At 66.2% G+C, this 26205-nt stretch carries 22 protein-coding genes; 14 read left to right on the forward strand and 8 right to left on the reverse strand.

Annotated elements, in window-relative coordinates; all coding sequences use genetic code 11:
- Genes BES08_RS26655 through BES08_RS26670 form a run of 4 tightly spaced genes read left to right on the forward strand, consistent with a single transcriptional unit; the run spans window position 1 to window position 4941 of the window.
- Window positions 1–2160: a 3-hydroxyacyl-CoA dehydrogenase NAD-binding domain-containing protein gene (locus tag BES08_RS26655; RefSeq protein ID WP_069710201.1), complete on the forward strand. Its 2160-nt coding sequence runs from the start codon at window positions 1–3 to the stop codon at window positions 2158–2160.
- Window positions 2157–3314, forward strand: a complete 1158-nt coding sequence (locus tag BES08_RS26660) for an acyl-CoA dehydrogenase family protein (RefSeq protein ID WP_069709834.1) — start codon at window positions 2157–2159, stop codon at window positions 3312–3314. The genes BES08_RS26655 and BES08_RS26660 overlap by 4 nt, the downstream gene beginning before the upstream one ends.
- On the forward strand, window positions 3314–4180 hold the full coding sequence (locus BES08_RS26665) for a MaoC/PaaZ C-terminal domain-containing protein (protein WP_069709835.1): 867 nt from the start codon (window positions 3314–3316) through the stop codon (window positions 4178–4180). Before BES08_RS26660 ends, BES08_RS26665 begins: the two co-directional genes overlap by 1 nt.
- Entirely contained in the window at window positions 4177–4941 is a 765-nt protein-coding gene (locus tag BES08_RS26670; RefSeq protein ID WP_069709836.1) for a hypothetical protein, read from the forward strand. Before BES08_RS26665 ends, BES08_RS26670 begins: the two co-directional genes overlap by 4 nt.
- Window positions 4942–4966: 25 nt before the next feature.
- Here BES08_RS26670 and BES08_RS26675 read toward each other — a convergent pair whose 3' ends face one another.
- Both BES08_RS26675 and BES08_RS26680 read right to left on the reverse strand, forming a co-directional pair.
- On the reverse strand, window positions 4967–5743 hold the full coding sequence (locus tag BES08_RS26675) for an SDR family oxidoreductase (RefSeq protein ID WP_069709837.1): 777 nt from the start codon (window positions 5741–5743) through the stop codon (window positions 4967–4969).
- A complete protein-coding gene (locus BES08_RS26680) occupies window positions 5740–6741 on the reverse strand; it encodes a quinone oxidoreductase family protein (RefSeq protein ID WP_069709838.1) in 1002 nt (333 codons plus the stop codon). The genes BES08_RS26675 and BES08_RS26680 overlap by 4 nt, the downstream gene beginning before the upstream one ends.
- Window positions 6742–6930: 189 nt before the next feature.
- Here BES08_RS26680 and BES08_RS26685 point away from each other — a divergent pair, with 189 nt between their 5' ends.
- The 9 genes from BES08_RS26685 (at window position 6931) to BES08_RS26725 (ending at window position 20742) form a co-directional block, all read left to right on the forward strand.
- Window positions 6931–9624 carry a winged helix-turn-helix domain-containing protein gene (locus tag BES08_RS26685; protein ID WP_197524542.1) on the forward strand — a complete coding sequence of 898 codons (2694 nt, stop codon included), beginning with the start codon at window positions 6931–6933 and terminating at the stop codon, window positions 9622–9624.
- Window positions 9625–9729: 105 nt separating this feature from the next.
- Complete coding sequence (gene kce / locus BES08_RS26690) at window positions 9730–10659, forward strand: 3,5-dioxohexanoate:acetyl-CoA acetone transferase (protein ID WP_069709839.1); 930 nt, start codon at window positions 9730–9732, stop codon at window positions 10657–10659.
- On the forward strand, window positions 10659–11753 hold the full coding sequence (locus BES08_RS26695; protein WP_069709840.1) for a CaiB/BaiF CoA transferase family protein: 1095 nt from the start codon (window positions 10659–10661) through the stop codon (window positions 11751–11753). Before kce ends, BES08_RS26695 begins: the two co-directional genes overlap by 1 nt.
- 182 nt (window positions 11754–11935) lie before the next feature.
- The gene (locus BES08_RS26700) at window positions 11936–14311 is read left to right on the forward strand and encodes a TonB-dependent receptor (RefSeq protein ID WP_069709841.1); all 2376 of its coding nucleotides are present in this window, start codon (window positions 11936–11938) and stop codon (window positions 14309–14311) included.
- Between the two features lie 78 nt (window positions 14312–14389).
- A complete protein-coding gene (cofH, locus tag BES08_RS26705; RefSeq protein WP_069709842.1) occupies window positions 14390–16726 on the forward strand; it encodes a 5-amino-6-(D-ribitylamino)uracil--L-tyrosine 4-hydroxyphenyl transferase CofH in 2337 nt (778 codons plus the stop codon).
- Window positions 16727–16747: 21 nt separating this feature from the next.
- A complete protein-coding gene (gene npdG / locus BES08_RS26710; protein ID WP_069709843.1) occupies window positions 16748–17404 on the forward strand; it encodes an NADPH-dependent F420 reductase in 657 nt (218 codons plus the stop codon).
- Between the two features lie 24 nt (window positions 17405–17428).
- Window positions 17429–18097 (forward strand): 2-phospho-L-lactate guanylyltransferase, encoded by a 669-nt coding sequence (gene cofC / locus BES08_RS26715; protein ID WP_231958461.1) that lies wholly within the window; start codon window positions 17429–17431, stop codon window positions 18095–18097.
- Window positions 18094–19014 (forward strand): TIGR03619 family F420-dependent LLM class oxidoreductase, encoded by a 921-nt coding sequence (locus tag BES08_RS26720; RefSeq protein WP_069709845.1) that lies wholly within the window; start codon window positions 18094–18096, stop codon window positions 19012–19014. Before cofC ends, BES08_RS26720 begins: the two co-directional genes overlap by 4 nt.
- 72 nt (window positions 19015–19086) lie before the next feature.
- Window positions 19087–20742 (forward strand): FAD-dependent oxidoreductase, encoded by a 1656-nt coding sequence (locus BES08_RS26725; RefSeq protein WP_069710203.1) that lies wholly within the window; start codon window positions 19087–19089, stop codon window positions 20740–20742.
- A gap of 32 nt (window positions 20743–20774) precedes the next feature.
- Here the strand turns inward: BES08_RS26725 and BES08_RS26730 are convergent, their stop codons facing one another.
- The 4 genes from BES08_RS26730 to BES08_RS26745 all read right to left on the reverse strand — a co-directional run bounded on the left by BES08_RS26730 (window position 20775) and on the right by BES08_RS26745 (window position 24459).
- Window positions 20775–21278, reverse strand: a complete 504-nt coding sequence (locus tag BES08_RS26730; protein ID WP_069709846.1) for a nuclear transport factor 2 family protein — start codon at window positions 21276–21278, stop codon at window positions 20775–20777.
- Between the two features lie 7 nt (window positions 21279–21285).
- Window positions 21286–22362, reverse strand: a complete 1077-nt coding sequence (locus BES08_RS26735; protein WP_069709847.1) for an LLM class flavin-dependent oxidoreductase — start codon at window positions 22360–22362, stop codon at window positions 21286–21288.
- 61 nt (window positions 22363–22423) lie between these two features.
- Window positions 22424–23494: an aromatic ring-hydroxylating oxygenase subunit alpha gene (locus BES08_RS26740; protein ID WP_069709848.1), complete on the reverse strand. Its 1071-nt coding sequence runs from the start codon at window positions 23492–23494 to the stop codon at window positions 22424–22426.
- A 14-nt stretch (window positions 23495–23508) separates the two neighbouring features.
- Window positions 23509–24459: a Rieske 2Fe-2S domain-containing protein gene (locus BES08_RS26745; RefSeq protein WP_069710204.1), complete on the reverse strand. Its 951-nt coding sequence runs from the start codon at window positions 24457–24459 to the stop codon at window positions 23509–23511.
- A gap of 78 nt (window positions 24460–24537) precedes the next feature.
- Here BES08_RS26745 and BES08_RS26750 point away from each other — a divergent pair, with 78 nt between their 5' ends.
- A complete protein-coding gene (locus BES08_RS26750) occupies window positions 24538–25194 on the forward strand; it encodes a TetR/AcrR family transcriptional regulator (protein WP_069709849.1) in 657 nt (218 codons plus the stop codon).
- 65 nt (window positions 25195–25259) lie between these two features.
- Here BES08_RS26750 and BES08_RS26755 read toward each other — a convergent pair whose 3' ends face one another.
- Window positions 25260–25763 (reverse strand): ester cyclase, encoded by a 504-nt coding sequence (locus BES08_RS26755; RefSeq protein ID WP_069709850.1) that lies wholly within the window; start codon window positions 25761–25763, stop codon window positions 25260–25262.
- A gap of 48 nt (window positions 25764–25811) precedes the next feature.
- Window positions 25812–26129: a 2Fe-2S iron-sulfur cluster-binding family protein gene (locus BES08_RS26760; protein ID WP_069709851.1), complete on the reverse strand. Its 318-nt coding sequence runs from the start codon at window positions 26127–26129 to the stop codon at window positions 25812–25814.
- Window positions 26130–26205 lie beyond the last annotated feature (76 nt).

A 26205-nucleotide genomic window follows, 5' to 3' on the forward strand; every position in this document is an offset into this window, starting at 1 on the left:
ATGCGACTGGACAAGGCCGCCGACGGCTTTGCGATCCTGACCCTCGACGCCGAAGGCGCGATGAACGTCGTCAACGATGCCTTCATCGCCGACATGGAAGCGGTGACGCAGCAAGTCGCCGAGGATGACGCGATCAAGGGCGTGGTGGTCACGTCGGCCAAGAAGACCTTCATGGCCGGTGCCGACCTCAAGCAGCTGGTCAACGGTTTCGAGACGCTGAGCGTCGACGAGGCCTACGCTTTCGCCAAGCGCGCCACCGACATGCACCGCGCGATCGAGCGCTCGGGCAAGCCCTGGGTCGCCGCGATCAACGGCCTGGCGCTGGGCGGCGGGTTCGAACTCGCGCTCGCGTGCCATCGCCGTATCCTGGTTGACGATCCCAAGGCGGTGGTCGGCCTGCCTGAAGTCAACGTCGGCCTGCTGCCCGGTTCGGGCGGCACCGTGCGGCTGGGCATCATCGCCGGTATGAAGACGGCGCTCGACCTGCTGCTCTCGGGCCGCTCGGTCGCCCCGGCCGAGGCCCTCAAGCTCAAGATCGTCGACGAGGTCGTGCCCGCCGACACGCTGATCGACGCGGCGAAGGCGTGGCTCGCGACCGGTCCCGATCCGGTCAAGCCCTGGGACGTCAAGGGCTGGGTGCCGCCGCAGAAAAAGGGCATGACCGTGCCCGAGGATTCCGCTGCCTACATGATGGCGGCCGGCGGCATCGCCAAGTCGGGCTACAACCAGCCCGCGCCGCTGGCGATCCTCAATGCAGTGTTCCACGGCCTGCAGATGCCCTTCGACAAGGCGCTCGCGGTCGAGGGCAAGTATTTCGCCAAGCTGCTGACCAACCCGGTTTCGCGCAACATCGTCCGCACCACGTTCATTTCCAAGCTGGCTGCGGAAAAGGGCGCGCGCCGTCCCGAAGGTTTCCCGAAGTATGAGGTGAAGAAGGTCGGCGTGCTGGGCGCCGGGATGATGGGCGCAGGCATCGCCTATGTCTCGGCCAACGCCGGGATCGAGGTGGTTCTGATCGACCGCGACACCGCGACCGCGCAGAAGGGCAAGGACTATTCCGCGAAAGTCCTGGGCAAGCTGGTCGAGAAGGGCAAGCTGACGCAGGACAAGGCCGATGCCGTCCTCGCCCGCATCACTCCGGCGGACGATTTCGCGCTGCTCGATGGGTGCGACCTGATCGTCGAGGCGGTGTTCGAGGATACCGCGATCAAGGCCGAGACCACGCGCAAGGCCGAAGCTGTGCTGCCGGAACATGCGGTCTATGCGTCGAACACCTCGACGCTGCCGATCTCGCAGCTGGCGCAGGCGTCGAAGCGGCCCGACCAGTTCATCGGCCTGCACTTCTTCTCGCCGGTCGACCGCATGGCTCTGGTCGAAGTCATCATGGGCAAGCAGACCAGCAAGGAGACGCTGGCCAAGGGGCTCGATTTCATCGCCCAGTTGCGCAAGACCCCGATCGTCGTCAACGACAGCCGCGGCTTCTACACCAGCCGCGTCTTCCAGATGCTGATCCACGAAGGCGCGGCGATGCTGGCGCAAGGCGTTCCGCCCGCAGTGATCGAGAATGCCGCCAAGGCCGTGGGCATGCCGGTCGGTCCGCTGGCGCTGCTCGACGAACTGACGCTCGACCTGCCGCTCAAGATCGTCGACCAGGCGATCGCCGAGGAAGGCGATGCCTATACGCCGCCCGCCGGGGTCGCGGTGATGCGCCGGATGCGCGACGAGATCGGCCGATCGGGTCGCAAGACCGGCGGCGCGTTCTACGAGTATCCCGAAGGCGGCAAGAAGCGCTTGTGGAGCGGGCTGGGCGAGCACTTCCCGGTCGAGGACGGCTGGGACGTCGAGGAACTGAAGACCCGCTACCTTTACGCGCAGGCCATGGAAACCGCCCGGTGCCTCGAGGAAAACGTGCTGGAGACACCGCAGGATGCGGACCTCGGCGCGATCTATGGCTGGGGCTTCCCGTCGTGGACCGGCGGCACCGTCAGCTACATCGATACCATCGGCGTCGCCCGGTTCGTCCAGGAAGCCGATCGCCTGGCGCAACTTTACGGCCCGCGCTTCCTGCCCTCAGCCTGGCTGCGCGAAAAGGCCGCTAAGGGCGAGGCGTTCTACACGCCCGCGCAGGCCAGCGAGACCAAGGAAGCGGTGCCGGCATGAGAAGGCTCACCTTCGAGGCGGAGCACGAGCAGTTCCGCGACAGCGTCGTCAAGTTCATGAAGGCGGAAGTCGGCGCTCACGCCGAACGGTTCCGGGCGCAGGGCATCGTCGATCGCGAACTGTACCTCGAGGCCGGTGCGCAGGGCCTGCTGTGCACCTGGGCGGACGAGAAATACGGCGGTGCGGGGATCGACGATTTCCGCTTCGAGCAGATCATCATCGAAGAGAACATGCGCCACGGTGATGTGGGTTTCTACATCAACCTGCACAACGACCTCGTCGCCCCCTATATCGCCAAGCTGGGGACCGAGGCGCAGAAGGATCGCTGGATGCCCGGCATCGTCAGCGGCGAGACGATCCTCGCCGTCGCGATGACCGAGCCCTCGACCGGAAGCGACCTGGCCGGCATGCGCACCACCGCGGTCGACAAGGGCGACCACTGGCTGCTCAACGGCGCGAAGACTTATATCTCCAACGGCATCCTGGGCGATCTCGTGATTGTGGCGGCGCGCACCGATCCGGAAAGCCGGCATGGCCTGGGCCTGTTCGTGGTCGAACGCGGCATGGAAGGGTTCGAACGGGGCCGCAAGCTCGACAAGATGGGCCTCAAGGCGCAGGATACCGCCGAGCTGTTCTTCAGCGACGTGAAGGTGCCCAAGGATAACGTGCTCGGCGAACCGACGCAGGGCTTCCGCTATCTCGCGCGGTTCCTGGCGCAGGAACGGCTGGTCGCCGCGATCGGCTTTCTGGCGACGGCGCAGACTGCGTTCGACCTGACGCTGGACTACGTCAAGGAACGCCGCGCCTTCGGCAAGCCGATCGGCGCTTTCCAGAACACCCGCTTCAAGATGGCGACGATGCGGGCCGAACTCGATGCGCTGCAGACGTACGTCGACCAGAGCGTCCTGTTGCTCAACGCGGGCGAATTGACGGCCGAGGACGCTTCGTCCGCCAAGTTGCTCACCAGCGAACTGGAGGGCAGGGTGATGGACGAGTGCGTCCAGTTGCACGGCGGCGCGGGCTATATGGAAGAATACCGCATCAGCCGCATGTACACCGACGCGCGCATTAGCCGAATCTTCGCGGGAACTAGCGAGATCATGCGAGAAATCATTGGCCGGGGGCTCGGCCTCGACGAACGGAAGTTGAGCTGATGGCGGTGCTCGATATCGAAAAGCTGCTGGCCTACCGGTTGCCGGAATATCGCGAGAGCTACGACATGCGCGATACCATCCTCTACGCACTGGGCGTGGGGGCGGGGCAATCCCATACGGTCGACGAACTCGACTTCGTGTTCGAACGCGACCTCAAGGCGCTGCCGACGATGGCCTTGGTGCTGGGCACGCCCGGCTTCTGGGCGATGGACCCCAAGGCGGGGCTCGACTGGAAAAACATCCTCCACGGCGAGGAATCGCTGGTCATCCATCGCGCGATCGAAGCGACCGGAGAACTGATCGGCACCACGCGTATCCTCGACATCGCGGACAAGGGGCCCGGCAAGCCGGTGATGATCCGCAGCCGCCGCGACCTGACGACGCTCTCGGGCGTTCCCGTGGCGCAGACCACCGGCGTTTGGGTGCTGCGCGGTGCGGGCGGGTTCGGTGGCACGCGAGATCTTGGCGGCGACCCGCTGCCCGCCGTGCCCGAGAGGTCCGCCGACTGCGTGATCGACCTGCCGACGTCGCGCAACCAGGCGCTGGTCTATCGCCTGTCGGGCGATCGCAACCCGCTGCACGCCGATCTCGCGCTGGCGCGCAGCGTCGGGTTCGACGAACCGATCCTCCACGGCCTTTCCACGATGGGCGTGATCGGCAGGGCGCTGCTTCACAAGTGCGCCGACGGCAATCCCGACCAGATGCGCTCGATGCGCCAGCGCTTCACCGCGCCGGTGATCCCCGGCGACACGATCCGCGTCGAAATCTGGGACGAAGGCGATGGCTCCGCCCGGTTCCGCGCCTCGGTGCCCGAACGCGGCGTCGTCGTCGCCGACAGCGGCGTGGCGACGTTCGGATTGCCGTGATCCCCAGCACCATCGTGGCCGCGCCTTCCCACCCGGCTCCGGCCGGGCCGGGGCTGGCGTTTCTCGTCGGCACGACCATCATACTCGCCGGCATTTTGTTGTGGTGGCTACTGTCCGGCGAACGGGCGCGGCAGGGCTATCGACTGCCGCTGGTCTTTGCCGGCACGGCGTTGTCGGCGGTGCTGATCGAGCCCATCTTCGACAACACCTTGCTCTACTGGTATCCGCCGGTGAACGATCTGGCGTTCTTCCGCGGCTACGACCGGACTATCCCGTATTACGTACCGTTAGGCTACGCGTGGTTCTTCGGCGGAACCGCCTACCTGCTCGCGCGCGTGTTTGCCGCAGGGACCAGCTACGCCCGCGTGTGGCGGCTGTTCGCGGGTACCGTCGTGGTCGACTGGCTGGCCGTGTCGATATGCGAGTGGTGCGACCTGAGCGCGTTCTACGGGCGGCAGCCGTTCCATATGTTCGGCTCGCCGCTGTGGTTCTCGTTCTGCGACGCCACGGGCGCTTTTGTCCTGGCCGCCGCATTGAGAGCGTTCGACAGGCATCTCACCGGCGGACGCCAGGCCTGGCTCCTGCTCCTGCCGACGTTCACGTACGGTGGGACGCTTGGGGCGGTGACGGCGCCGATCGCGCTGGCGCTCAATTCGGGATGGCCCGCGGCCCTGCTGTGGGCGGCGGGTGGTGCGACGATGGCGCTGTGCATGGTCGCCATCCACGCCATCGCGCTCTACGCGGCGCGCGCTAAGCCCTGACTCGCCGAGTCAGGGTCGCTCCATTTCAGCCGCAGCCGACGACCCCGCCGTCGACCGGAATCTGCGCTCCGGTGACGTAAGCGCCCGCGCGCGAGCACAGGAACACGACGATCCCGGCGATGTCCTCGGGCGTGCCCAGGCGCTTCATCGGAATATGCGCCAGCAGCGCGGGGTCGACGACGTCTTCGTCGCGCATGTGCGCGGTCATCTTGGTCGGGAAGAAGCCCGGGATCACCGCGTTGACGGTGATGTTGCGGCTCGCCAGGTCGCCCGCCAGATCGCGGCTCATCATATGGACGGCGGCTTTGCTGGCGGCGTAGCTGTAGGCGCTCAGCCGCTCGGTCTTCATACCGGCCACCGAGCCGATGTTGACGATCCGCGCCGGATCGAGCGGCGTGCCCGAAGCGCCCAGTTCGGGAAGCAGTTCGCGGATCATGGTGAAAGGGGTCTGGACGTTGACCGCCATGACGCCGGGCCAGGCCTTGTCGGGGAAGGTATCGATGTCCCCGCCCCAGGTCTTGCCGGCGTTGTTCACCAGGATATGGCACCCGCCCAGCGCTTCGCGGTACCGCGCGACGAGATCGACTGCCGCTTCCGGGGTCGACAAGTCCGCCGGCAGCGCGACGCAGGCGCCCAGCGCGCTCATCTCCTGCGCGGCGGCTTCGCAGATCTCAGCCTTGCGCGAGGTGATCGCGACCGTGGCGCCGGCATTGAGCAGGCCCTCCGCGATCATCCGCCCCAGCCCCTGGGCGCCGCCGGTGACGAGCGCCTTGCGGCCGGCAAGACTGAACAGGTCGCTCACATCGTCACCACGATCTTGCCGAACTTGTGCGCATCGCGCAGGTGGAGCAGTGCCTCCCTGGCCTGTGCCAGCGGGTACGTCGCCTCGATCACCGGCTTGATCGCGTGTTCCTGCGCGAAAGCCAGCATGTCCCTGAAGTCCTGCGGATCGCCCACCTGGCTGCCGACGATGCTGGCGCTCTTGAGGAAGATGTCGGTGGCGTTGAACTTGATCTCGTTACCGGCGGTGGAGCCATAGATCACGATCCGCGCGCCCGGCTTGATCGCACGCACGTAGTTCGCGAAGCTGGGCGAGGGCGCGCCGTCGAGGACCACGTCGATGCCGCCGGTCAGCTTGCCCACCTGCTTGCGCCAGTCGGGGTTGGTGTAGAGCAGGCCGCCCTTGGCGCCCATCGCGATGGCGCGGTCGATCACCTCCTGGCTTTCGCCGGTGACGTAGACGTTGGCGCCCTTGGCCACCGCGAAGGCGAGGCCGAACGTGGCGACGCCGCCGCCCACCCCGCTTATCAGCAGCGTCTCGCCGGCCTGGAGCCGGCCCTTGAACATGAGCGCGCGCCACGAGGTGAGCGCCGTCAGCGGCATCGCCCCGGCTTCCTCGAAGCTCATGAAGGCGGGCTTGGGCGCAAGGTTCTCCGCAGGAACGCAGATGTACTGCGCGATCGTGCCGGCGAACGGCATCCCTAGCAGGCCGAAGTCTGCAGCCGGCGCATGGCGATCCGGCCCCCAGTTGCGCGCCGGGTACAGCACCACTTCGTCGCCTTCCGCCACGCCCGAAACGCCTTCGCCGATCATGTCGACCACGCCCGCGCCGTCGCAGCCCAGCGTCGCGGGCAGGGTCATGCCGGGGTATTGGCCATGCGTAACGAACAGTTCGCGGTGATTGACCGAGGCGGCGTGGATCGCGACGCGCACTTCGCCGGGACCGGGCACCGGCGTCTCGACATCGGTGACGACGGCAGCCTCGGGACCGTCCGCCTTGTCGAGATAGAGAGCCTTCATGGTCGACCTTTCCTGATTTGGGCCCCGATTTGGGGGGGCATCCTCGATTATCGGCATGGACACTGTTCGCCGTGCCTGATGTCCTATCTGCGGATAGGGAAAGCGCTTGCATTTAAGATTTTGGTGCGTGAAATATATTCCGAATAAAAAACGAATCGGAAAGATTCGCGAGTTCTCGGGAGAGACGAGATGAATGTTGTGCCAACAACGATTCTGCCGCCGCAGGCGGCGCGTACGGTAGTGAGCCGCCGCGCGATCGAAGATCTGACGGACAAGGTATCGCAATCCCGGCTGACGGCGGTTTCCGCCCCGGCGGGCAGCGGCAAGACCACCGCGATGCTCTATTGGGCCGAACGGCTGCGCGATCAGCGTCGCCCGGTGCTGTGGCTGGCGGCGCGCGCCGGGATCGGTGGCAAGGCTTCGTTCCTCCAGGCGCTGAAAGCGGCGGGCACGGCAGCCGGTCTGGACTGGGAAGGGCTTCCGGTCTCGGCTCCGGACGAGGCGTGGCTGCGCACCCTGGCGGCCGCGCAAGGCCCCAGGCTGGCGGTCATGATCGACGATGCCCAACTGCTCGACACGCCGACGCTCGAATTCATCGCCCAGCTTTCCGCCAGCGCGCGCGATGCCATGACGATCGTGGTCGCCGCGCGCGGGGCGATCGGCCTGCCGCTCGCCAGGATCCGCGCGCTGGGCTTCCTCGTCGAAGTGGGCAACGCGGACCTGTCGTTCACGCTGGGCGAGGCGACCGAGCTGATCACCCGCACCGTCGGCGTTCCGGTCGACACGCAGGCGCTGGGCGAGATCGTGCGCGACACGCAAGGCTGGGTCTCGGGCATCGTCATCGCCTGCGAACTGTATCGGCGACAAGGCCTGGGTTCGAGCACCTTGCAGATCACCGGCCTGCGCCCGGAGTTTGCCGAATATTTCCATGAGGAAGTGCTGACGCAGCAGCAGGACGACGTGCGCCGCTTCCTCGTCGACACCTCGATCCTGGACGAACTGACGCCGTCTGCCTGCGCCGCCGTGACCGGGGACGAGAACGCCCGGACGATGCTCGACCAGGTGTTCCGCCAGGGCCTGTTCCTCAACGCCGTGGACGAGGAGCGCGGCCGCTATTGCTACCATCGGCTGTTTCGCGAGATGGTGCTTGGCCGCTTGATGGACCGGGCGCCGTCGCGGGCCGCGGTGATGCACCGCCGCGCGAGCCTGCACTTTGCGAAACAGGGCGAACTGCAGATCGCCATCGAGCATGCCCGCCTCAGCGGCGACGCTGAATTCCTCGCCGATCAGCTCGATCGCCTTGCTGATCCGCTGATCTATTCGGGATATCTGTACCGTATCGACGAACTTGGCGCGGAGCTGCCCTGGCCGCTGCTCGAACGGCGCCCCAGCCTGCTGCTCGCGCTGGCCTGGCGGCGCATCCGGCAGCTTGCGTTCGCTTCGGCCGACCGTTTCATCGCCGCGGCCCAAAAGGCCCGTGACGATCAGCACGCGGCGGGGAGCATTTCCGACCACGATGCCGATCGGCTCCAGCTCATCATCCGCCACCGCCTGGTCATGCTCCACGCCGCCCGCGACGACATGGTCAGTGTCGAGGCGGATGCCGAAGTGCTGCTGCGCGAACTCGACGAAGGCCATGCCTATCTGAACTGCACGCTGCTGGCGCAACTGATGTCGGCGCGCCGCGAACTCTATCATTTCAGCGACATGCTCAAGCTGGAGGCCGAAACGCGGGTCGCCCTGGCGCGCCCGGGTTCGGGTTTCGCCTCGATCGCGCTCAAGGCGTCCGTTGCGCCGACGCTGATGGCGCAGGGCAAGACGCAGTTCGCCCGGCGTTTCCTCGAAGAAGCCCTGAACCTGGCCCACCAGATCCACGGCGAAGGATCGGGGCTGGCGGCGCTGCCGGCGCTGCCGCTGGCCGAACTGCTCTACGACGCCAACGACGTCGACGGCGCCGCAGCGCTGGTGGACACTTATCTGCCGGTGGTGCGCGAATGGGCGTTCGCGGACCAGATGGCCTCGGGCTATCTGGTGAACGCGCGTCTTCGTGCCGCGCGCGGGGACCTTCCCGGCGCGCTGTCCACCCTCAACGATGCGCACCTCGTGGCGATCGAGTGCGGGCTGGAGCGCCTGCGCGCCATCGTGGTGGCGGAGGAAGTGCGGCTGCTGGTCAAGGCGGGGCAAGTCGAGGAGGCGGAGCGCCATTTCCTCGCCGGCGACCCCCAGATCGATGGCGAGCCGATCCCGACACTGCGCCCCACCCGCCGCAACGAGAGCATCGCCATCGCCTGGCTGCGCATCGAAATGCAGCGCCACCGGCTGGGACGCGCGCGCAAGGTCGCCTATCGCTGGCTCGAATTCGTCAAGCGCAGCGGCGCGACGCGGTCGGCCGTCACCTTCGAATTCTTGCTTGCCGAGATCGCGGTGCTGCAGGGCAACCGTTCGGAAGCGCGCCGGGCGGTCCGCGCTGCCGTGGAAATGGCGGAGCCGGCGGGATGGGTACGCATGTTCCTCGATGAAGGCGAAGTGATCGCATCGCTGCTGGTCGAAGCCTATTCGACCGGACCGGACCTCGACACCCCGGCGGACCGTTTCGCGGTGAGCCTGGTCTCGCTGATGCGGGCAGGGCCGAAAGTGCGCACCGACGAAGAGGACGAGGAAGACGAGGAAGACGACTTCGGCCTCACCGGACGCCTTGCCAACCGCGAGGTCGATATCCTCACCATGGTGGGCGGCGGCCTGCGCAACCGCGAGATCGGCGACCGGCTGGGCCTGACCGAGGGCACGGTCAAGTGGTACATGCAGCAGATCTACGACAAGCTCGGGGTGCGCCGCCGTCCCCAGGCGGTCCTTCGCGCCCGCCAGCTCGGCATCCTGCCGTAACGGCCTCGGGCGCGATCGGCCGCGGTCGCGCCCGTCATCCTATCGAAGGATAGATTGCCGCGAACGGGGGGCCTGCCAAGGCCACCCGGCGCGAAAGGAATTGTCATGGCCAAACGTAAAGTCATCATCAGCTGCGCCGTCACCGGCGCCATTCATACCCCGTCGATGTCGCCCCACTTGCCCGTCACCGCCGAGGAGATTGCGGAATCGGCGATCGGCGCCGCCGAAGCGGGCGCGGCGATCATCCACCTCCACGCGCGCAATCCCGTCGATGGCCGCCCCGATCAAAACCCCGACTTGTTCGAGCCTTTCCTGAAGGTCATCCGCCAGCGCAGCGACGCGGTCATCAACCTGACCACCGGCGGCCACCCGTCGATGACGGTGGAGGAGCGCATCCGCCCGGCAAAGACGTTTGCGCCCGAAGTCGCCAGCCTCAACATGGGCACCATGGGCTTCGGCCTGTTCCCGATGCTCGACCGCTACAAGGACTTCAAGCACGCGTGGGAACCCGCCGCGCTCGAGGCGTCGCGCGATCTTGTGTTCAAGAACACCTATGCCGACATCGAGCACCTGCTGACCACGCTGTCGCCCCTGGGCACGCGTTTCGAATTCGAGTGCTACGACACCAGCCACCTCTACAATCTCAAGTATTTCCTCGATCGCGGGCTGGTTAAGGCGCCGCTGTTCATCCAGACCTGCTTCGGCATCCTGGGCGGCATCGGCGGCCATCCCGACGATGTCATGCACATGAAGCGCACCGCCGATCGCCTGTTCGGCGACCAGTACGAGTGGTCGGTGCTGGGCGCGGGCGCGCGCCAGATGGGGATCGTCGCGATGGCCGCCTCGATGGGCGGGAACGTCCGCGTCGGTCTGGAGGATTCGCTGTGGGGCGGCCGGGGGCGGCTGGCCGAGACGAACGCCGAGCAGGTCCGCACCGCGCGGCAGATCATCGAAGGGATGGGCCTGGAAATCGCCACGCCCGCCGAGGCGCGCGCGATGCTCGATCTCAAGGGCGCGGACCGGACCAACATCTGATGGAGGAAGCGAGGGGGCCGCTCGCCGGCATCCGCATCGTCGAGATCGACGCGATCGGTCCGGTTCCGCTCGCCGCGATGCTGCTGGCGGACCTCGGCGCCGACGTCGTGCGGGTCGCCCGCCCGGCCAGCGCGGGGGCAGGTGCGTGGGAGGACGTCGGCGGCGATATCCTCCACCGCAGCCGGGCGGTGACGCATCTCGATCTCAAGCAGGACGCCGACCGGGCCCGGCTGCTCGACCTGATCGCCCATGCCGACGGGCTGATCGAGGGGTACCGGCCGGGGGTGATGGAGCGCCTCGGGGTGGGGCCCGATGCCTGCCTCGAACGCAATCCCCGCCTCGTCTTCGGGCGCATGACCGGGTGGGGCCAGTCCGGGCCGCTGGCGCTGCGCGCCGGGCACGACATCAATTACCTGGCGATCACCGGCGCGCTCCATGCGATGGGCGAAAAGGGCGCGCCGCCGCCGGTCCCGCTCAACCTCGTGGGCGATTACGGCGGCGGCACGATGTTCCTCGTCATGGGCATGCTCAGTGCCTTGCTGGCAGCGCAGCGCACCGGACGGGGGCAGGTGGTCGACGCGTGCATCGGCGATGGCGTGGCCTCTCTCATGAGCCTTTTCTTCGCCTGGCAGCCCAAGGGCCTGTGGCAGGATGCGCCGGCGTCCAACTTGCTCGACGGGGCCGCCCCGTTCTATCGCAGCTACGCCTGCGCGGACGGGCGCCATGTCGCCGTCGGCTGCCTGGAGCCCAAGTTCTTCGCGCAGATGCTGATCGGGTTGGGCCTGTCGGACCACGATTACGACCAGAACGACCGCACCGCGTGGCCCGCCATGGAGGCGGACTTCGCGGCAGTGTTCGCCACCCGCCCGCGCGACGAATGGGCGGCGGTGTTCGAGCCGACCGATGCCTGCGTGACGCCGATCCTGTCGATGGCGGAAGCGCCGCACCACCCCCACAACCGGGCGCGCGGCACGTTCGTCGAGCGCGGCGGGTTTGCGCATCCGGCACCCGCGCCGCGCCTGTCGGGCACGCCTGGCCAAATCGGCGAACCACGCGTGGTCGACATCGCGCAGGCGATACGGGACTGGTCCTGATCGTAGGGTCGCGTCGGGGCGTCCGCCCTGGAAGGCAATCACGCAAGAAACAGGATCAAGGTTTACGCGGCCTATCGCGAGATAGGTGGAGAGAACCCGGCAAGGCGCGCAACTAGCGCCACCACTGGCCCCGACCCAACGATCGCGGCCGGCAACGATAACAGTATTTGGACGGGATAAAAATGCATACGAAAATCCTGAAAGGCGCGCTTTTCTCGACTGCCGCCCTGTTCGCCATCCCGGCCGCCGCGCAGGAGAGCGCCGCGCCGGCACGGCAAGCCGAAGCGGCGAGTCCATCCGACATCGTCGTGACGGCCCGCAGGCGCGCCGAGCGGTTGCAGGACGTTTCGGTCTCGATCACCGCGTTTTCGGCCGATGCGCTCGAGCGCAGCACGGTCCAGACCGTCAGCGATGTCAAGACCATCGCGCCCGGTTTCACGTTCTCGTCAGAGGGCGGCAAGGACAACGTGGCGCTTACACTGCGCGGTATCGGACAGTTGCCGCTGGGCGAAGTGACGCCCGGCGTGGTCATCTACCTGAACGACATTCCGCTTCCGTCCGTCGGTTCGAACGTGCCGACCTACGACATCGGCAGCATCCAGGTGCTCAAGGGCCCGCAAGGCACGCTGTTCGGGCGCAATACATTGGGCGGCGCGGTCGTGATCGGCAGTGAAAAGCCGTCCTACGAATTCGAAGGCTACGTCGAAGGCACGTATGGCCGCTTCGATTACCGCGAGATCCAGGGCGCGGTGAACATTCCCATCGTCGAGGACAAGGTGGCGTTTCGTGCGGCGGGCCAGATCCGCCGCCAGGATCCGCGCACGATCGCCTTCGACGGCGGCCCCGGCTTCGACAATATCCATCAGGACGGTTTCCGCCTGTCGTTGCTGCTCGAACCCGTCGACGGACTGAAGAGCACGACCATCTACGAATACTTCAAGGGCGACGAACTGGCAGGCGGGCTGTATCTGCTGCGCGAGAACTATCCGTTCGCAGCGCTCGGCCTGGGCGCGGCCCAGCCGCAGGTCGGTGCAGCGCTTGCCACGCAGCGGGCGAACAGGCGCGGTTCGTTCGACGGCGGGATCGACGGCGGCGCGGCTTATCGCAAGACCACCTCGATCACGAACGACACCTCGTTCACCTTCGGGGCGCTGACGCTGCGCAACATCTTCGGCTATCGCAAGAACTACAGCTACCAGCTCATCAACACCGGCGGCCTGCCGATCCTGGAGATCCCCACGGGGCTCGCCAACCCGGCGTCGGTGCCGTTCACGCTGTTCACGGCCTCGTCGGTGCTCGACCGCCAGTATATGACGAACGAAACACAGTTGCTCGGCGATTTCAACGGTTTCAACTTCATCGCAGGCGTATTCTACAACAACGACAAGCCCGCGGGTGCCAGCGGTTCGCAGTTCACCGCCTTCTCGGTCGGCTCGGTTCCGGCGCCGGCGGTTACGGCCCATGTGCGCAACAAGAACTGGGCGGTCTACGGCCAGATCGGCTACGAGATCACCGACAAGCTCAAGCTCAACCTGGGCGCACGCTATAGCTGGGACAAGGTTTCCGCCTGTGGCGGCGCGATCGGCACCACCTACGCCACCGAAGCGACCTGCCTCGCCGTCGCGGGGACCGGCGCGATCGACGGCGTTGGTACCGTATCCAACAAGGGCCAGGAGCCGAGCTGGACCATTGGCCTCGATTACAAGCCGAATCCGGACTGGCTGCTCTATATCGTGTCCCGGCGCGGCTATCGCGGTGCCAACGTCAATACGCCGCTTTTCGAAACCCCCTTCACCACCGGCGGCGTCGATCCGGCCTGCGTATCGACCGGCGGCGTCTGCGCCGACTTGCGGCCGTTCCAGAAGACCGGCGAAGAGACGATCACCGACGTCGAAGTCGGCTCGAAATATAACTACCACGTCGGTTCGGCGCGAGGCCTGCTGAATATCGCCGCCTATTACAGCAAGTACAAGAACGCCCTTCAGTTCCTGAATTCCCAGACGACCGTCCCGAACGGCACGCCCGATTCGCCGAGCAACGGATCGCTGGCGGTGAACGCGGCGGATTTGCGTATCTGGGGCGTCGAACTCGAAGCGTCGATCAGCCCGGTGCCGAGCATGACGATCAGCTTCAATGCCGCTTACACCAACGTACAGGTCGAGCGCGTTACCATCCCGGGCACCTTGCCGTCGACGATCGTGCTGGGTCCTGATCAGGTCAACAAGTATTCCCCCACCTTCTCCGGCACGGCCAGCCTTAGCTGGATCATGCCTATCCGTCCGGCGGACGGGGAACTGACGTTCAACGCAGATCTGTTCATGACCGACGACTTCGGCGGCCAGAACGGAGAGAAGCTGCCGGGCTACGAACTCGCCAATGCCCGTCTCGATCTGCGCGGTATCGCCGGGACCAGATTGGACCTTGGCGTCTTCGTGAAGAACGTGTTCAACGTGAAGTACTACTCCGCGTCGAGCGTGCTGCTGCCCTCTTTCCCGACCAGCTCGGTCTATGCGGGCGAGCCGAGGACGTGGGGGGTATCGGCGAAATACTCGTTCTAATCAGTGTGCCGGGCTGGGGTCGCCATCCCAGCCGGCAATGGTCTGGTCAAGGCGTGGAGCCAAGGCGTGGAGTGTGATGTGACGTTGGACAGGCTCTATCAAAGCGACGGGAATGCGCAGGGTATCGCCAGCCGGCTCCTGCGCGTTCGGCCCGACGCCATGATGGCGGCGGCGGAGGCCGCCACGCTGGCCGGGCACGGGCACCGCGTCACGTATTCGCGCAAGGTGTTCATCCCGCTCACCAGGCTGTGCCGCGACGTCTGCCATTACTGCACCTTCGCGACCACGCCCGCGCGGTCGGGGACGGCCTATCTGGATCCGGAGGAAGTCCTGGCGATCGCGCGCGCGGGCGTTGCGGCCGGGTGCCGCGAAGCGCTGTTCACCTTGGGCGATCTGCCGGAGGCCCGCTATGCCGCCGCGCGCAAAGCGCTGGCCAACCTGGGCTATGAATCGACGCTGGCTTATCTTGGGGCGATGGCGCAGCTCGTCCTGCGCGAAACGGGGCTGCTGCCGCATCTCAATCCCGGTCTCATGGATACGCACGACTACGCCATGCTCCGCCCGCATGCGGCCTCCATGGGGATCATGCTGGAAAGCGTATCCGAGCGTCTGTGCGCCCGCGGAGGGCCGCATTTCGGCTCCCCGGACAAGGCCCCTTCCCGCCGCCTCGCCGCGATCGAGGACGCGGGAAGGGCGAAAGTACCGTTCACGACCGGCCTGCTGATCGGGATCGGGGAGACCCGCGGCGAACAGGTCGAGGCGCTGGTGGCGATCCGTGATCTGCATCGCCGTCATGGGCATATCCAGGAAGTCATCGTCCAGAACTTCCGCGCCAAGCCGGGCACGCGGATGGAAGGTCACGCGGAACCTTCGCTCGAGGATCATGTGTGGGCCATCGCCGCCGCGCGGTTGATCTTGGGGCCGGAGATGACCATCCAGGCGCCGCCGAACCTGCACGAACGGGTCGATCTGGCGCCGCTTATCCGCGCCGGGGTCAACGATTGGGGCGGGGTTTCTCCGGTCACGCCGGATCACGTGAACCCCGAAGCGCCCTGGCCGCACCTCGAAGTGCTGGAGACCGCGACCCGCGATGCCGGTCGCACGCTTGCGCAGCGGCTGGCGATCGGCCCGCGCCATGCGCTGGGCGCGAAGGAATGGGCGGATCCTGCGATGGCCACGCGCGTCCTGCGCGCGATCGACGCGCGCGGCTTGCCCAAGCGCGACGACTGGGCGGCCGGGCGCGGTGACGCGGTGCCCGAGGTCGCCTGCATCGGGGCGCGGCCCGTATCTCCGCAACTCGCATCGATCTTGGACCGGGCCGAGGCGGGGCAGCCGCCGAGCGAGCGCGAGATCGAGGTGCTGTTCGATGCCGAGGACGACGATTTTGCCGCCGTCGTGGCGCTCGCCGACCGGCTGCGGCGGCACAGTTCGGGCGAAACGCTGACGTATGCGGTCAACCGCAACATCAACTACACCAACATCTGCCTCTACAAATGCGGGTTCTGCGCCTTCTCCAAGGGCAGCACCAAGGCGATGCGCGGCCCCACCTACCGGCTGGACATGGCCGAAGTCGGCCGCCGCGCCGCCGAGGCGTGGGAGCGCGGCGCCACCGAAGTGTGCCTGCAGGGCGGCATCCACCCGGACTATGATGGCAATACCTACCTCGAGGTGTTGCGCACGGTGAAGGCGGCGACGCCGGGCATTCACATCCATGCGTTTTCGCCGCTCGAAGTCACGCACGGCGCGCAGTCGCTGGGCCTGCCGTTGGAAGACTACCTCGCGCGTCTGAAGGCCGCCGGGTTGGGCTCGCTTCCGGGCACCGCCGCCGAGATTCTCGATCCGGAAATCCGGGCCGTCATCTGTCCCGACAAGGTCAGCGCCGACGAATGGATCGAGGTCATGCGCGTGGCGCACGGCGTCGGGCTGCGCAGCACGGCGACGATCATGTTCGGCCACGTCGAACAGTATCGCCACTGGGCGCGCCACCTGCTGCGCATCCGCGCCTTGCAGGAGGAGACCGGCGGCTTCACCGAATTCGTGCCGCTGCCTTTCGTCCACATGGAATCGCCGATCTGGCGCAAGGGCCTCGCCCGGTCCGGGCCAAGCTATCGCGAGGCGGTCCTGATGCATGCCATCGCGCGCATCGTGCTGCACCCGGTCGTCACCAATATCCAGGTGTCGTGGGTCAAGATGGGGCCGGAAGGTGCCGCCGCGGCGCTTCAGGCGGGGGCGAACGACATGGGCGGGACGCTGATGGACGAATCCATCACGCGCGCGGCGGGCGGCGTCAACGGACAGGAATTCGGTCCTGCGGAGATGCGTGCGCTGGCGGCGTCGGTCGATCGGCCGGTGCGCCAACGCACCACGCTTTATCGCGATGTCGCTGCGCGCGTTCCGGCGCACGGCGTGGGTTGAAAAACGAAGGAAAACCTCAGCATGACCCTACCAACCATAGCCGTCGTGGGCGGCACCGGGAATCTGGGCGCGGCGATCGCCTGGCGGCTCGCGCGGGCGGGCTATCCGGTCGTGATCGGGTCGCGCGGCGCGGAAAGCGCCGAGAAGGCGGCGGCAGATCTCGGTCATGGCCTGCGCGGTGCGACCAATGCCGAGGCAGCGGCCCACAGCGATATCGTCATCGTCACCGTCCCCTTCGCCGCGCAGGAGGCGACGCTTGCCGACATCGCTCCGCACGTGAGCGGCAAACTCGTCGTCGATACCACCGTTCCGCTGCTGCCGCCGCGCGTCATGCGAGTGCAACTGCCGTCGGAAGGATCGGCAGCGCTCAAGGCGCAGGCGGCGCTGGGCGAGGGGGTGACGCTGGTTTCGGCATTCCACAACGTTGCGGCGCACAAGCTGGCGCAGGACATCGACATCGGTTGCGACGTGCTGGTCTTCGGGGATGACAAGGCAGCGCGCGGGCGCGTCGTGGCGCTGGCCGACGCGATGGGTCTGCGCGGCCTGCATGGCGGCGCGCTCGCCAACTCCGCCGCTGCCGAGGCGCTGACTTCGGTGCTGATCTTCCTCAACAAGACGTACAAGGTGGACGGCGCGGGGATTCGCATCACCGGAGAGCTTGTTCCGCTCGAGGATTAAACCCTCAGACAAAGGACCGTTCGCTTGCAACGATGGACTGCGCTGGTAGCGATGAAGCAGGGTTCACAGGTCAAGTCACGCCTGTCGAACCTGCTCGACCTCCCGGCGCGGACCAGCTTGGCCCAGGCGATGGCGCGCCGTGTCGTGACAAGCCTGCGGGCGGTCAAGGGCATCGAGGACGTGCGGTTGCTGGCACCCACGCCCGTCCTGACCGGAATGACGACATGGATGCGCGATCGTGGTGCTGGGCTTAACGAGGAACTGGCGCGTGCCTGCGCGGCGCTGCCGGATCGGCCGCTGCTGGTGATCCATGCCGACCTGCCGTTCCTGTCGCCCGAGGACGTGGAGGAAATCCTCGCCGAGGCATTCGACACGGGCGTCGCCATCGCCCCCGATCGGCATGGCGAAGGCACCAACGCGCTGGCGCTGGCCAAGGGCGGCGCGCGCCGCTTTGCGTTCGGGCCGGGCAGCCTGGGGCATCATCTCGGTTTCTGGCCTCAGGCGGCGATCGTGCGCCGGCGCGGCCTGGCGTTTGATCTCGATACGCCCGACGACTTCGCCGAAGCCCGGCACTGCGCATCGGCGCTCGTTTCAGGCCGAAGAAGCGGCGCCCTTCCGTTTGGAAGGTGCGATCGCCCGGTGCGGGCCGATCATCGCGGCCGACACAAAGGCGAAGAGGGGAAGAGGGTATGAAGCTGAACGTGGGCGTGCCGAACAGCATGCACGTCGCGGCGATGACCCAGCCGTGGGAACACGCGCTGACGGGTGACGACATCGGCCACGCGTTGCAGGTCGCGGACGATCTGGACTTCAACAAGTGCATGCTGGGCGAGCATTTCATCATACCCCAGGAGCACATAGAGCTGTCCGGCGACCATTACGTGCACGGCACCGTGGCGCTGGCGTTCCTGGCCGGGCGCACCAAACGGATGCGCGTCAGTTCCTCGGTTTCGATCCTGCCGCTGCAGAGCCCGATCGTGCAGGCCAAGGCCTGGTCCACGCTCGACTGGCTGAGCGGTGGGCGGGCGACGGCGCTGTTCGGCGTGGGCTGGCTCAAGGACGAGTTCGACATGCTCGGCGTCGACTTCCACCAGCGCGGACGCATCGCCGACGAATACGTCGCCGCGATCATCGAGTTGTGGACCTCGGACAATCCGGAGTTCGACGGCGAATTCGTGAAGTTCAAGGACGTCGGCTTTGCGCCCAAGCCGGTGCAGCAGCCGCGCCTGCCGATCTGGTTCGGCGGCGATGCCGAGCCCGTGCTCAAACGGGTGGCGAAGTTCGGCGATGGCTGGTCGCCGTTCCGCACGCCGCCCGAGAAATTCCCCGAGTGCATCGACATCATCCGGGCGCAGCCGGAATACGATGGTCGCCCGATCGACCTGTTCTTCGCGCTCGAAATGCTCAACGTCGGCGCGCATCACGAGATCATGGACGATCCGCGCGCGCCGGGTACGCGCGATGCGCAAAAGATCATCGACCAGATCGGATGGCTCAAGGAATTGGGCGTCAACGAGACGATCGTGCCGCTGCCGCCCGGCATTTCGGGGATCGACGAATACCTGGATCGGCTGCGCTGGGTAGCCGAAGAGATCATGCCCAAGGTCTGAACCTACCGGGCGGAGGGGGCAATGCCCCCGAAACGGGCGAGAGTGAAGCAGGACAGGGAGCGGGAGACCCCGATGCGCGAATTTGACGTGGTAGTAGTGGGATCGGGCGCCGCAGGCATGACAGCGGCCTTGCGCGCGGCTGCTACAGGCGCATCGGTGCTGGTGCTGGAGAAGGCGCCGCAATTCGGGGGCACCACTTCGGTATCCGGCGGGGGCATCTGGATCCCCGATAGCCCCCAGGCGCGCGCGGCGGGGGTGAAGGACAGCCGCGCGGTTGCTCGCCAGTACGTGCTCGACGTGATCGGGCCGACCGCCGAGCCGGACCTGATCGACGCGTACCTCGATGCCGGCCCCGAAATGGTCGAATGGCTGGAGCGGCACAGCGCCGTACACTTCCTGCTCTCCCTCCCCAGCAGCGACTGGTACCCACAAGTCGCCGGAGCCGCCGACCACGGCCGACTGCTGGCGCCGCAGGAGTTCGACGGCAAGAAGCTGGGCGTGCACTTCGCCGATCTGAAGCCCGCGCGCGAGGAGTTCAACGCGCCCGGCGGTTTCATGATCGACTTGTTCGACTTGCCTTACCTGGCGCAGATGCCGTCGGCGCGGTCCATCATCCATTTCGGCAAGCTCGCCGCGCGGTTCGGCGCCGACAAGGTGCGTCGCTATCCGCGTGGAACCCGGTTGACGATGGGCAATGCGCTGGCGGCCCGGCTGCTGCGCTCGGCGCTCGACGCGGGGGTCGTGATGGAGAAAGGCGCTGCCGTCGACCAGCTCGTCGTGAAGGACGGCCGGGTGACGGGCGTGCGCGTCGGCGCGGAGCAGATCGGCGCGCGAATGGGGGTGCTGCTGGCCTCGGGCGGTTTTTCGGCGAGCGAGCAGTTGCGCAAGGCCTACATCCCCTTTGCCGAGCAGCACGTCTCGATCCTGCCTTACGAGAACACCGGCGATGGCATGAACATGGGACTGGACGCCGGCGCGGCGCTGGGCGGTGAAAACATCGTCAACGCGGTCTGGGCGGTGGTTTCCAAGCTGACTCGTCCCGACGGTTACGTGGCACGCTATGCCCACCTCATCGACATGTCGAAGCCGGGCTGCATCGCGGTGAACGCCAGGGGCGAACGCTTCGGCAACGAGGCGTCGGTTCACTTCGTCGAAGCCATGCACGCCGACGGTGCGGTGCCCGCGCACATCATCGGCGATGCGGCTTTCGTCAAGAAATACGGGATGGGCATGGTCTATCCCGGCGGTGGCGGCCTCAAGAAGCTGGTGGCGGCGGGCTACGTGATCGAAGCGCCGACGCTGCGCGCGCTCGCCGCCAAGATCGGCGTCGATGCCGATGGGCTGGAAAAGACCGTCGCCAGGATGAACCGCTTTGCCGAAACCGGCACGGATACGGAGTTCGGCAAAGGCGATACGCAGATCGACATCGAGATCGGCGATCCCAAGCACAAGCCGAATCCCTGCCTCGGCCCGGTGGAGAAGGCACCGTTCTACGCGATCAAGATCTATCCCGGCGATGGCTCGACCACCGTTGGCCTGAAGATCGATGCCCGGTGCCGGGTCATCGGTGCCGACGGACGGGCCGTGTCGGGGCTCTATGCCGCCGGGCTCGACGCCAATTCGATCTGGCGCGGCAAGTCTCCGGCCCATGGTTGCAACGTGGGCCCGGCGATGGTGACGGGCTTCATCGCCGGCAAGGCGATGGTCGAGGAGCTGGTGCCCGCCTGATGCGGTGGGGCGCGGCGTCGCGCCCCTGCGGCTTAGGGCTCGCCTGAAAGCACCGCATAGGATGGGTCGCTGCGGTCGCGCGTGCCGCCGAAGGCGCCGACCAGCGGGGCGCCGGCGTCGCGCAACTCGTCCATGTCCTGCACGTAGATGCGGTGGTCGATGGCCCAGTGCCCGTCGCGCAGCGACCAGCGATCGAGATACCGTCCGAACACACTGCCGACCATGTTCCGGCCCTCGCGGCTGAACCGCAGGGTGGCGTGGACGTAGGCCTCGCTCGAAGCCCGGTCGCCGCGCACGTCGATGAGCACGTTGGTTATATGATGGGCGTGAGCGGTCATCTGGGCATGCGTCGCACAAACCCAGTCGACGAAGCCCCGGCCCCTGCCCCGGAACATGGTGCCATAATCGGCGGTGCCGTCTTCGTGCCAGACGCGGTAGCCAAGTTCAGGGTCGATGCGGTCCACCGCGCGCGCATAGTTGCTCAACTGGTCGGCGATGGCCTGGCGCGCGGGTATCGGGTCCTGCGTCCTCGTCACTGCCGCCCTAAGCCGATTGCAGCGCCGCGCCGGCCCGTGCCTTGGCGGTGGCGACCAGCTTGAACAGGCCCGCGTTGTATTGCGTCAACTGGTCCATCGTCAGGTCGCGATAGGGCGTCATCGGGCAGAGCGAGTCGACCACGTCCCAGAACGGCTCGATCTTCTCCAGTACCTCATCGATCGGGCCGCAGGTCACGAAGGCTTCGACCATCTCGTCCGAGACGTTGCCGATGACCTTGGCGATGTCGCCGTGTTCGCCCAGACTGAGCTGGCAGGCGCGCGCCTGGTCGCCGAAGCCGATCGCTTCGAAGAACGGCTCGTACTCCTTGTAGCCCGAATAGGCGGCGACGGTGGCGCGGCTGTCGTCGATGGCCTGCTGCTTGTCGTCGTTGACCGCGATCCACGGCCAGGCGTTGATCTCGATGTCGGCGCGCGTGCGGCCGAAGCGTGCCAGTGTTTCGTTGAGGAAAGGCAACTTGCTTTTGGTGTAGGCGGCAGACCACAGCGCGTGGACCATCAGCCCGTCGCCGATTTCCAGCGCCAGCGCGGTCATCTTGTCCTGCAGCGCGGCGATCCAGATCGGGATCTCCTCGCGCACGGGCGGGGCGGTGAGCATCATTTCCTCGAAATCGGCCGAGAAATACTCGCCCGCGATCGGATCCAGGCCCTTGTGGGCATTGGCGATCACGTAGCGGATGACCTTCACGCTTTCGCGCAAGTGTGTGAGCAGCTTGCGCTCGGGCTCTCCGTACATGCCGGTGACGCAGCTCTTGATGCTCGAACCCAGGCCCAGCACGAAGCGGCCGTCCGAGATGCGATCGACGTCCATCGCGGCGTAAGCGGTTTCGACCGGGCTGCGGGTGCCGGCAATGGCGACCCCGGTGCCCACCTTGAGCGTGCTGGTCAGCGCCGCCGTCGCGGCCATCGGCACGAACGGCGGGCCGTAGATCTGGAGCGAGAAGCAGCCTTCGAAGCCCGCCTGTTCCATCTGCTGGCCGATACCGGCCATCGCCGGGGCGGGCAGGGTAGGCATGACGGCCCACCAGCGGCGTTCACCGCCGACGGCGTTGGTGAAAGTGGGCATGTACCCTCCCGTTATCGGAAAAAAAGGGCGGACTCGCGGCCCGCCCAGTGGAGAGATCAGGTCAGAACTGGAACAGTTCCTTGCGCAGGCCGATGATGTCGCTGCAATCGGCGCTGACGTTGTCCCGATAGGCGAAATCGCCCTTCTCCTGGCGCTCGGCGAGTTCCATCATCGCCATGCGATAGCGCTGTCCGGCCTGGTCGAACTTGCTGTGCAGGTCCTTGCGGTCGGTATGGCGCATGTAGCGCGGGCTTTGCGGCGAGGTCATGTAGCTGTCCTGGCGCGAGACCTTGTAGCCGGCCTTGGGCATGACATGGCGGAACATGAGCCCGGCATTGGAGGTGTTCATCACCATTTCCATGCGCGTGCGGTCGCGCGTTTCGGGCGTGCAGGGGTGGAACAGCGGCACGTCGTCGCCGGGGTTGAACTGGCCATAAGCGATCGCGCAGTGCGAACGCAGATAGATGCGGATCACCTGGCGCACGTTCTGGGTCGGCTGGCGGATGCCGCTGAAGAACTTCATCACCGGCGCCACCGACTTGTTCACCAAGGTGCGAACCATGGTGACGGTCTCGCTGTCGTAGAAAGTCTCGACCGTTTCGCTGTCCGAACGTTCATCACCCACGACGTCGGCATGCAGAAAGTCGGCATGCGTCAGATCGATCAGGTTTTCGAGGCTGATGGGCGCGGAGGATTCGAACCGCACGGTGGCGGTCATGTGTTTGGGCAGGCCGCCCTTTGGGGGCAGGAACGGCAGGCTCGGCAGGTGGACCGGGTCGGCGGCCTGGGGGTTCCCGAACCACACCCAGACGACACCGTAGTGCTCCATGGTCGGGTAATGACCCTTTACGTCGGTATAGACGCTCTTGTCACGGGCTATGCGTTCGTTGGGGTGGAACTCGCTGGCGACGACGACGCCGTCCTCGCGCCACAGGAAGATCGGGTGCGAATAGATCGCGCGCCGCACTGGCTTTCCGGTCACGGAATAGTTGTGGGCTACCGGAAACCAGCTATCGCGCATCACGATGTCGTGCGGAACCCAGCGGTTGATTGCGTTCAGCGAAATCGGCGTGGACGCGCGGGTGGTCGGGCTTTCGTCCGTTTGCAAGGGACGGTCGGCTACTTCGAGCATTGGGGTATCCTCCTTCAGGCAGCCACGGTACGATCAACCGGAGGCTGGGAGCTGTCATGAGTGGCGCCGCGCAATTCCGCGCGCAGGTCTTCGCCGTGCAGAGAGACCGTCGGCTTGGTGGTTCGCAGCTTGGTTCCGTCGATCGACGAGAGGACCGAAAGCGGATTGCTGCCGCGCAGCAGCGCGCCCCGGATGCCGGCGTGGCGCTCGCCCAGTTCGGCCCGCCAGCGTACCGCCGTGACCCCGCGTGCCGCCGGTACCGGCGCCAGCACTGCGTGGAGCAGTTCCTTCGCCTGATCGTCGCGCAAGGTGAGTTCGGTTTCGCCGCTGACCGGATCGGTGCTGGTCAGCAAGGTGAGCGGAAACTCGGCGACGAAGTGGGCCGGCCAATGCGGCGTCTTCCACTGGCAACTGCGTTCCATGACCAGCCTGCCGCCCTGCTCGTGCAGTTCCGACATCAGATAAGGGGTGAAGTGCACCGCGCGGATGGCGATCAGCAGGCTGGGATCGTCATAGAGGGCATCGAGGTATTCCTGATGCCGCAAGCTCACGTTGGCGGTGCCGCTGTACTTGTAGTGCGGCGACGCACTGGCCGGCGCCTCGGCCTTGGGATCGAGGCATACGCGCACGAATCCGGCCTGCTCGCTGACGGCGAAGGCGGTAGCCTTGTAGACCGGCGGAAACTTCTGCTGGTCCTTCATGTTCGGGATTTCCTTCAGGCGCCCCGTTTCGCCGTCGTAGCTCCAGCCGTGATAGCCGCACTGGATCAAGCCGTTGTCGCGGATGCAGCCCAGCGAGAGCGGGGCCCGGCGATGTGGGCAGCGGTCTTCCAGGGCGCGCGCGATGCCATGATTATCGCGCCACAAAACGATGGGCTGATCGCCGATATCGACGGACAACGGCTTGTCCGAAGTGACTTCCTCCGACCGTGCGACGGCCCACCAAACATCCTTTTGCAGACTCATAGCGGCATCCATTCTCCTTGCGTTTAAATTGACGGATGACAATTTATAAGTCAACGCCCATTCGCTAAGGGACACGCAATGCTCGATCAGCCCCAACGCAGCCGCGGACGCCCCGCCCAGAACGCCGACCATTCGGTGGATGAAGACGTATTGCTTGGGGTGGCCTTCGCGACTTTCGCCGAGCGCGGCTACGAAGGGACGACGCTGCGGGACCTCTCGAAGCGGCTGGGGGTAAGCCACAATCTGCTCAACGTCCGCTTCGGGCGGAAGGAGGACCTGTGGGTGCGTGCGGTCGACTGGCGCATGGCGCAGGCCTCGCCTTTCGTCGAAAGCGTGTTCGAGGAACGCGCCGATGCCGAAAGCCGCCTGCGCCATCTGGTGGAGCGGTTCTGCCTGTGGGCGACGCTCAACGCCGATATCGTGGCCTTGACCAACGTGGAAGGGTGCCGGTCGACCTGGCGGCTCGATCATATCGTCGATCGCTTCGTGCTGCCGTTCCAGCACCGCCTGGACGACCTGCTGGATGCGGTGCGGCGCACGCGCCCGGTGAACCATATCTCGACCCCGGCGCTGATGGCGTTGCTGGTCCAGGGCGTGGGGTACTATTTCAGCGCCGTGCCGATGCAGCAAAGGCTGGGCGCGGGCTCCGAGGTGGACCAGGATCACGCGACGGAACAGGCAGGGCGCATGGCCGCCTTCCTCCTCGCCGGCCTGCTCCCTCCGGTTCAACCGTAAGGACGCACGGCGTGCGCGGGAGATCGAGTTCCCACGCACGCCGCCGGTGATGCCGATCGCTCGGATTACTTATAGGGATCGACCGGCTGCGGCACGTCGACCACGCCGATGTCCTTGAGCATGGTCAGCACATCGGAAATGCTGAAGATGTTGATGATCTTGTCGCCCGCGAACTTGACGATCGAGAACCAGTTGACCTGGAATTCGTTGCCGGTCGGCTGCACGCCCATGTAAGGGCCGCCCACGTGCTTGCAGTAATGGGTGGCGTAGATCCAGATCTCGTCCTCGCCCTTGCCCACCGCGTCGATGGTCTTGTAGGCGGCCGGGAAGAAGGTCTTGTAGAGCGCGACGGGTGAGGTTTTCCATTGCTCGTACGTGCCAAGGTCGGGCCGGTTGGGGTTGCCGTAGCGGAAATCGGGATGGAAGAAGCGGTCCATCCCGTCGAAATCGCCAGCGTTCAGCGTTTCCTGAAGGTCGGTCCAGTGCTTGACCATCGTTTTCTGCCGGTCGGTCAGCAGGGTCGAGCCGGTTACGTCCAACTGCTCGCGAATGGGTTCTTTCCAGGCCACTGTGTTTCTCTCCGTTTCGTTCTGTTCGGGTGCGGATCGGTAGGGACTTCAATCTTCGGGTGCGATGGTGACATGCATTCCGGCAAGCGCGGGAGTCATCATCACCTGGCACGACAAGCGCGAATATTCGCCGCGATGGGAGGACCCGTCCAGTAGATCGCTTTCGTCTTCGGAGATCGGTGGCAGCGCCTGCGCAAAGGCCGGATCGACGAAGATGTGGCAGGTCGCGCACGAACAGCATCCGCCGCAAAGTGCCAGCAGTTCGTCGAAGCCGGCATCGCGGATCGCCTCCATGACGCTGACATCGCTTGCGGCCTCGATCGTCCTGAGCGTTCCATCGCGCGTGACGACGTTAAGTTCGGGCATTGAATACCTCTTGAGAGACGGGGTGATGCCCACTCATAAGGAGCGTCGCCGGGACGCCGTCCTGCCGGACGGTAGG

Source organism: Novosphingobium resinovorum (assembly GCF_001742225.1).
Taxonomy (GTDB): Bacteria; Pseudomonadota; Alphaproteobacteria; order Sphingomonadales; family Sphingomonadaceae; genus Novosphingobium; species Novosphingobium resinovorum_A.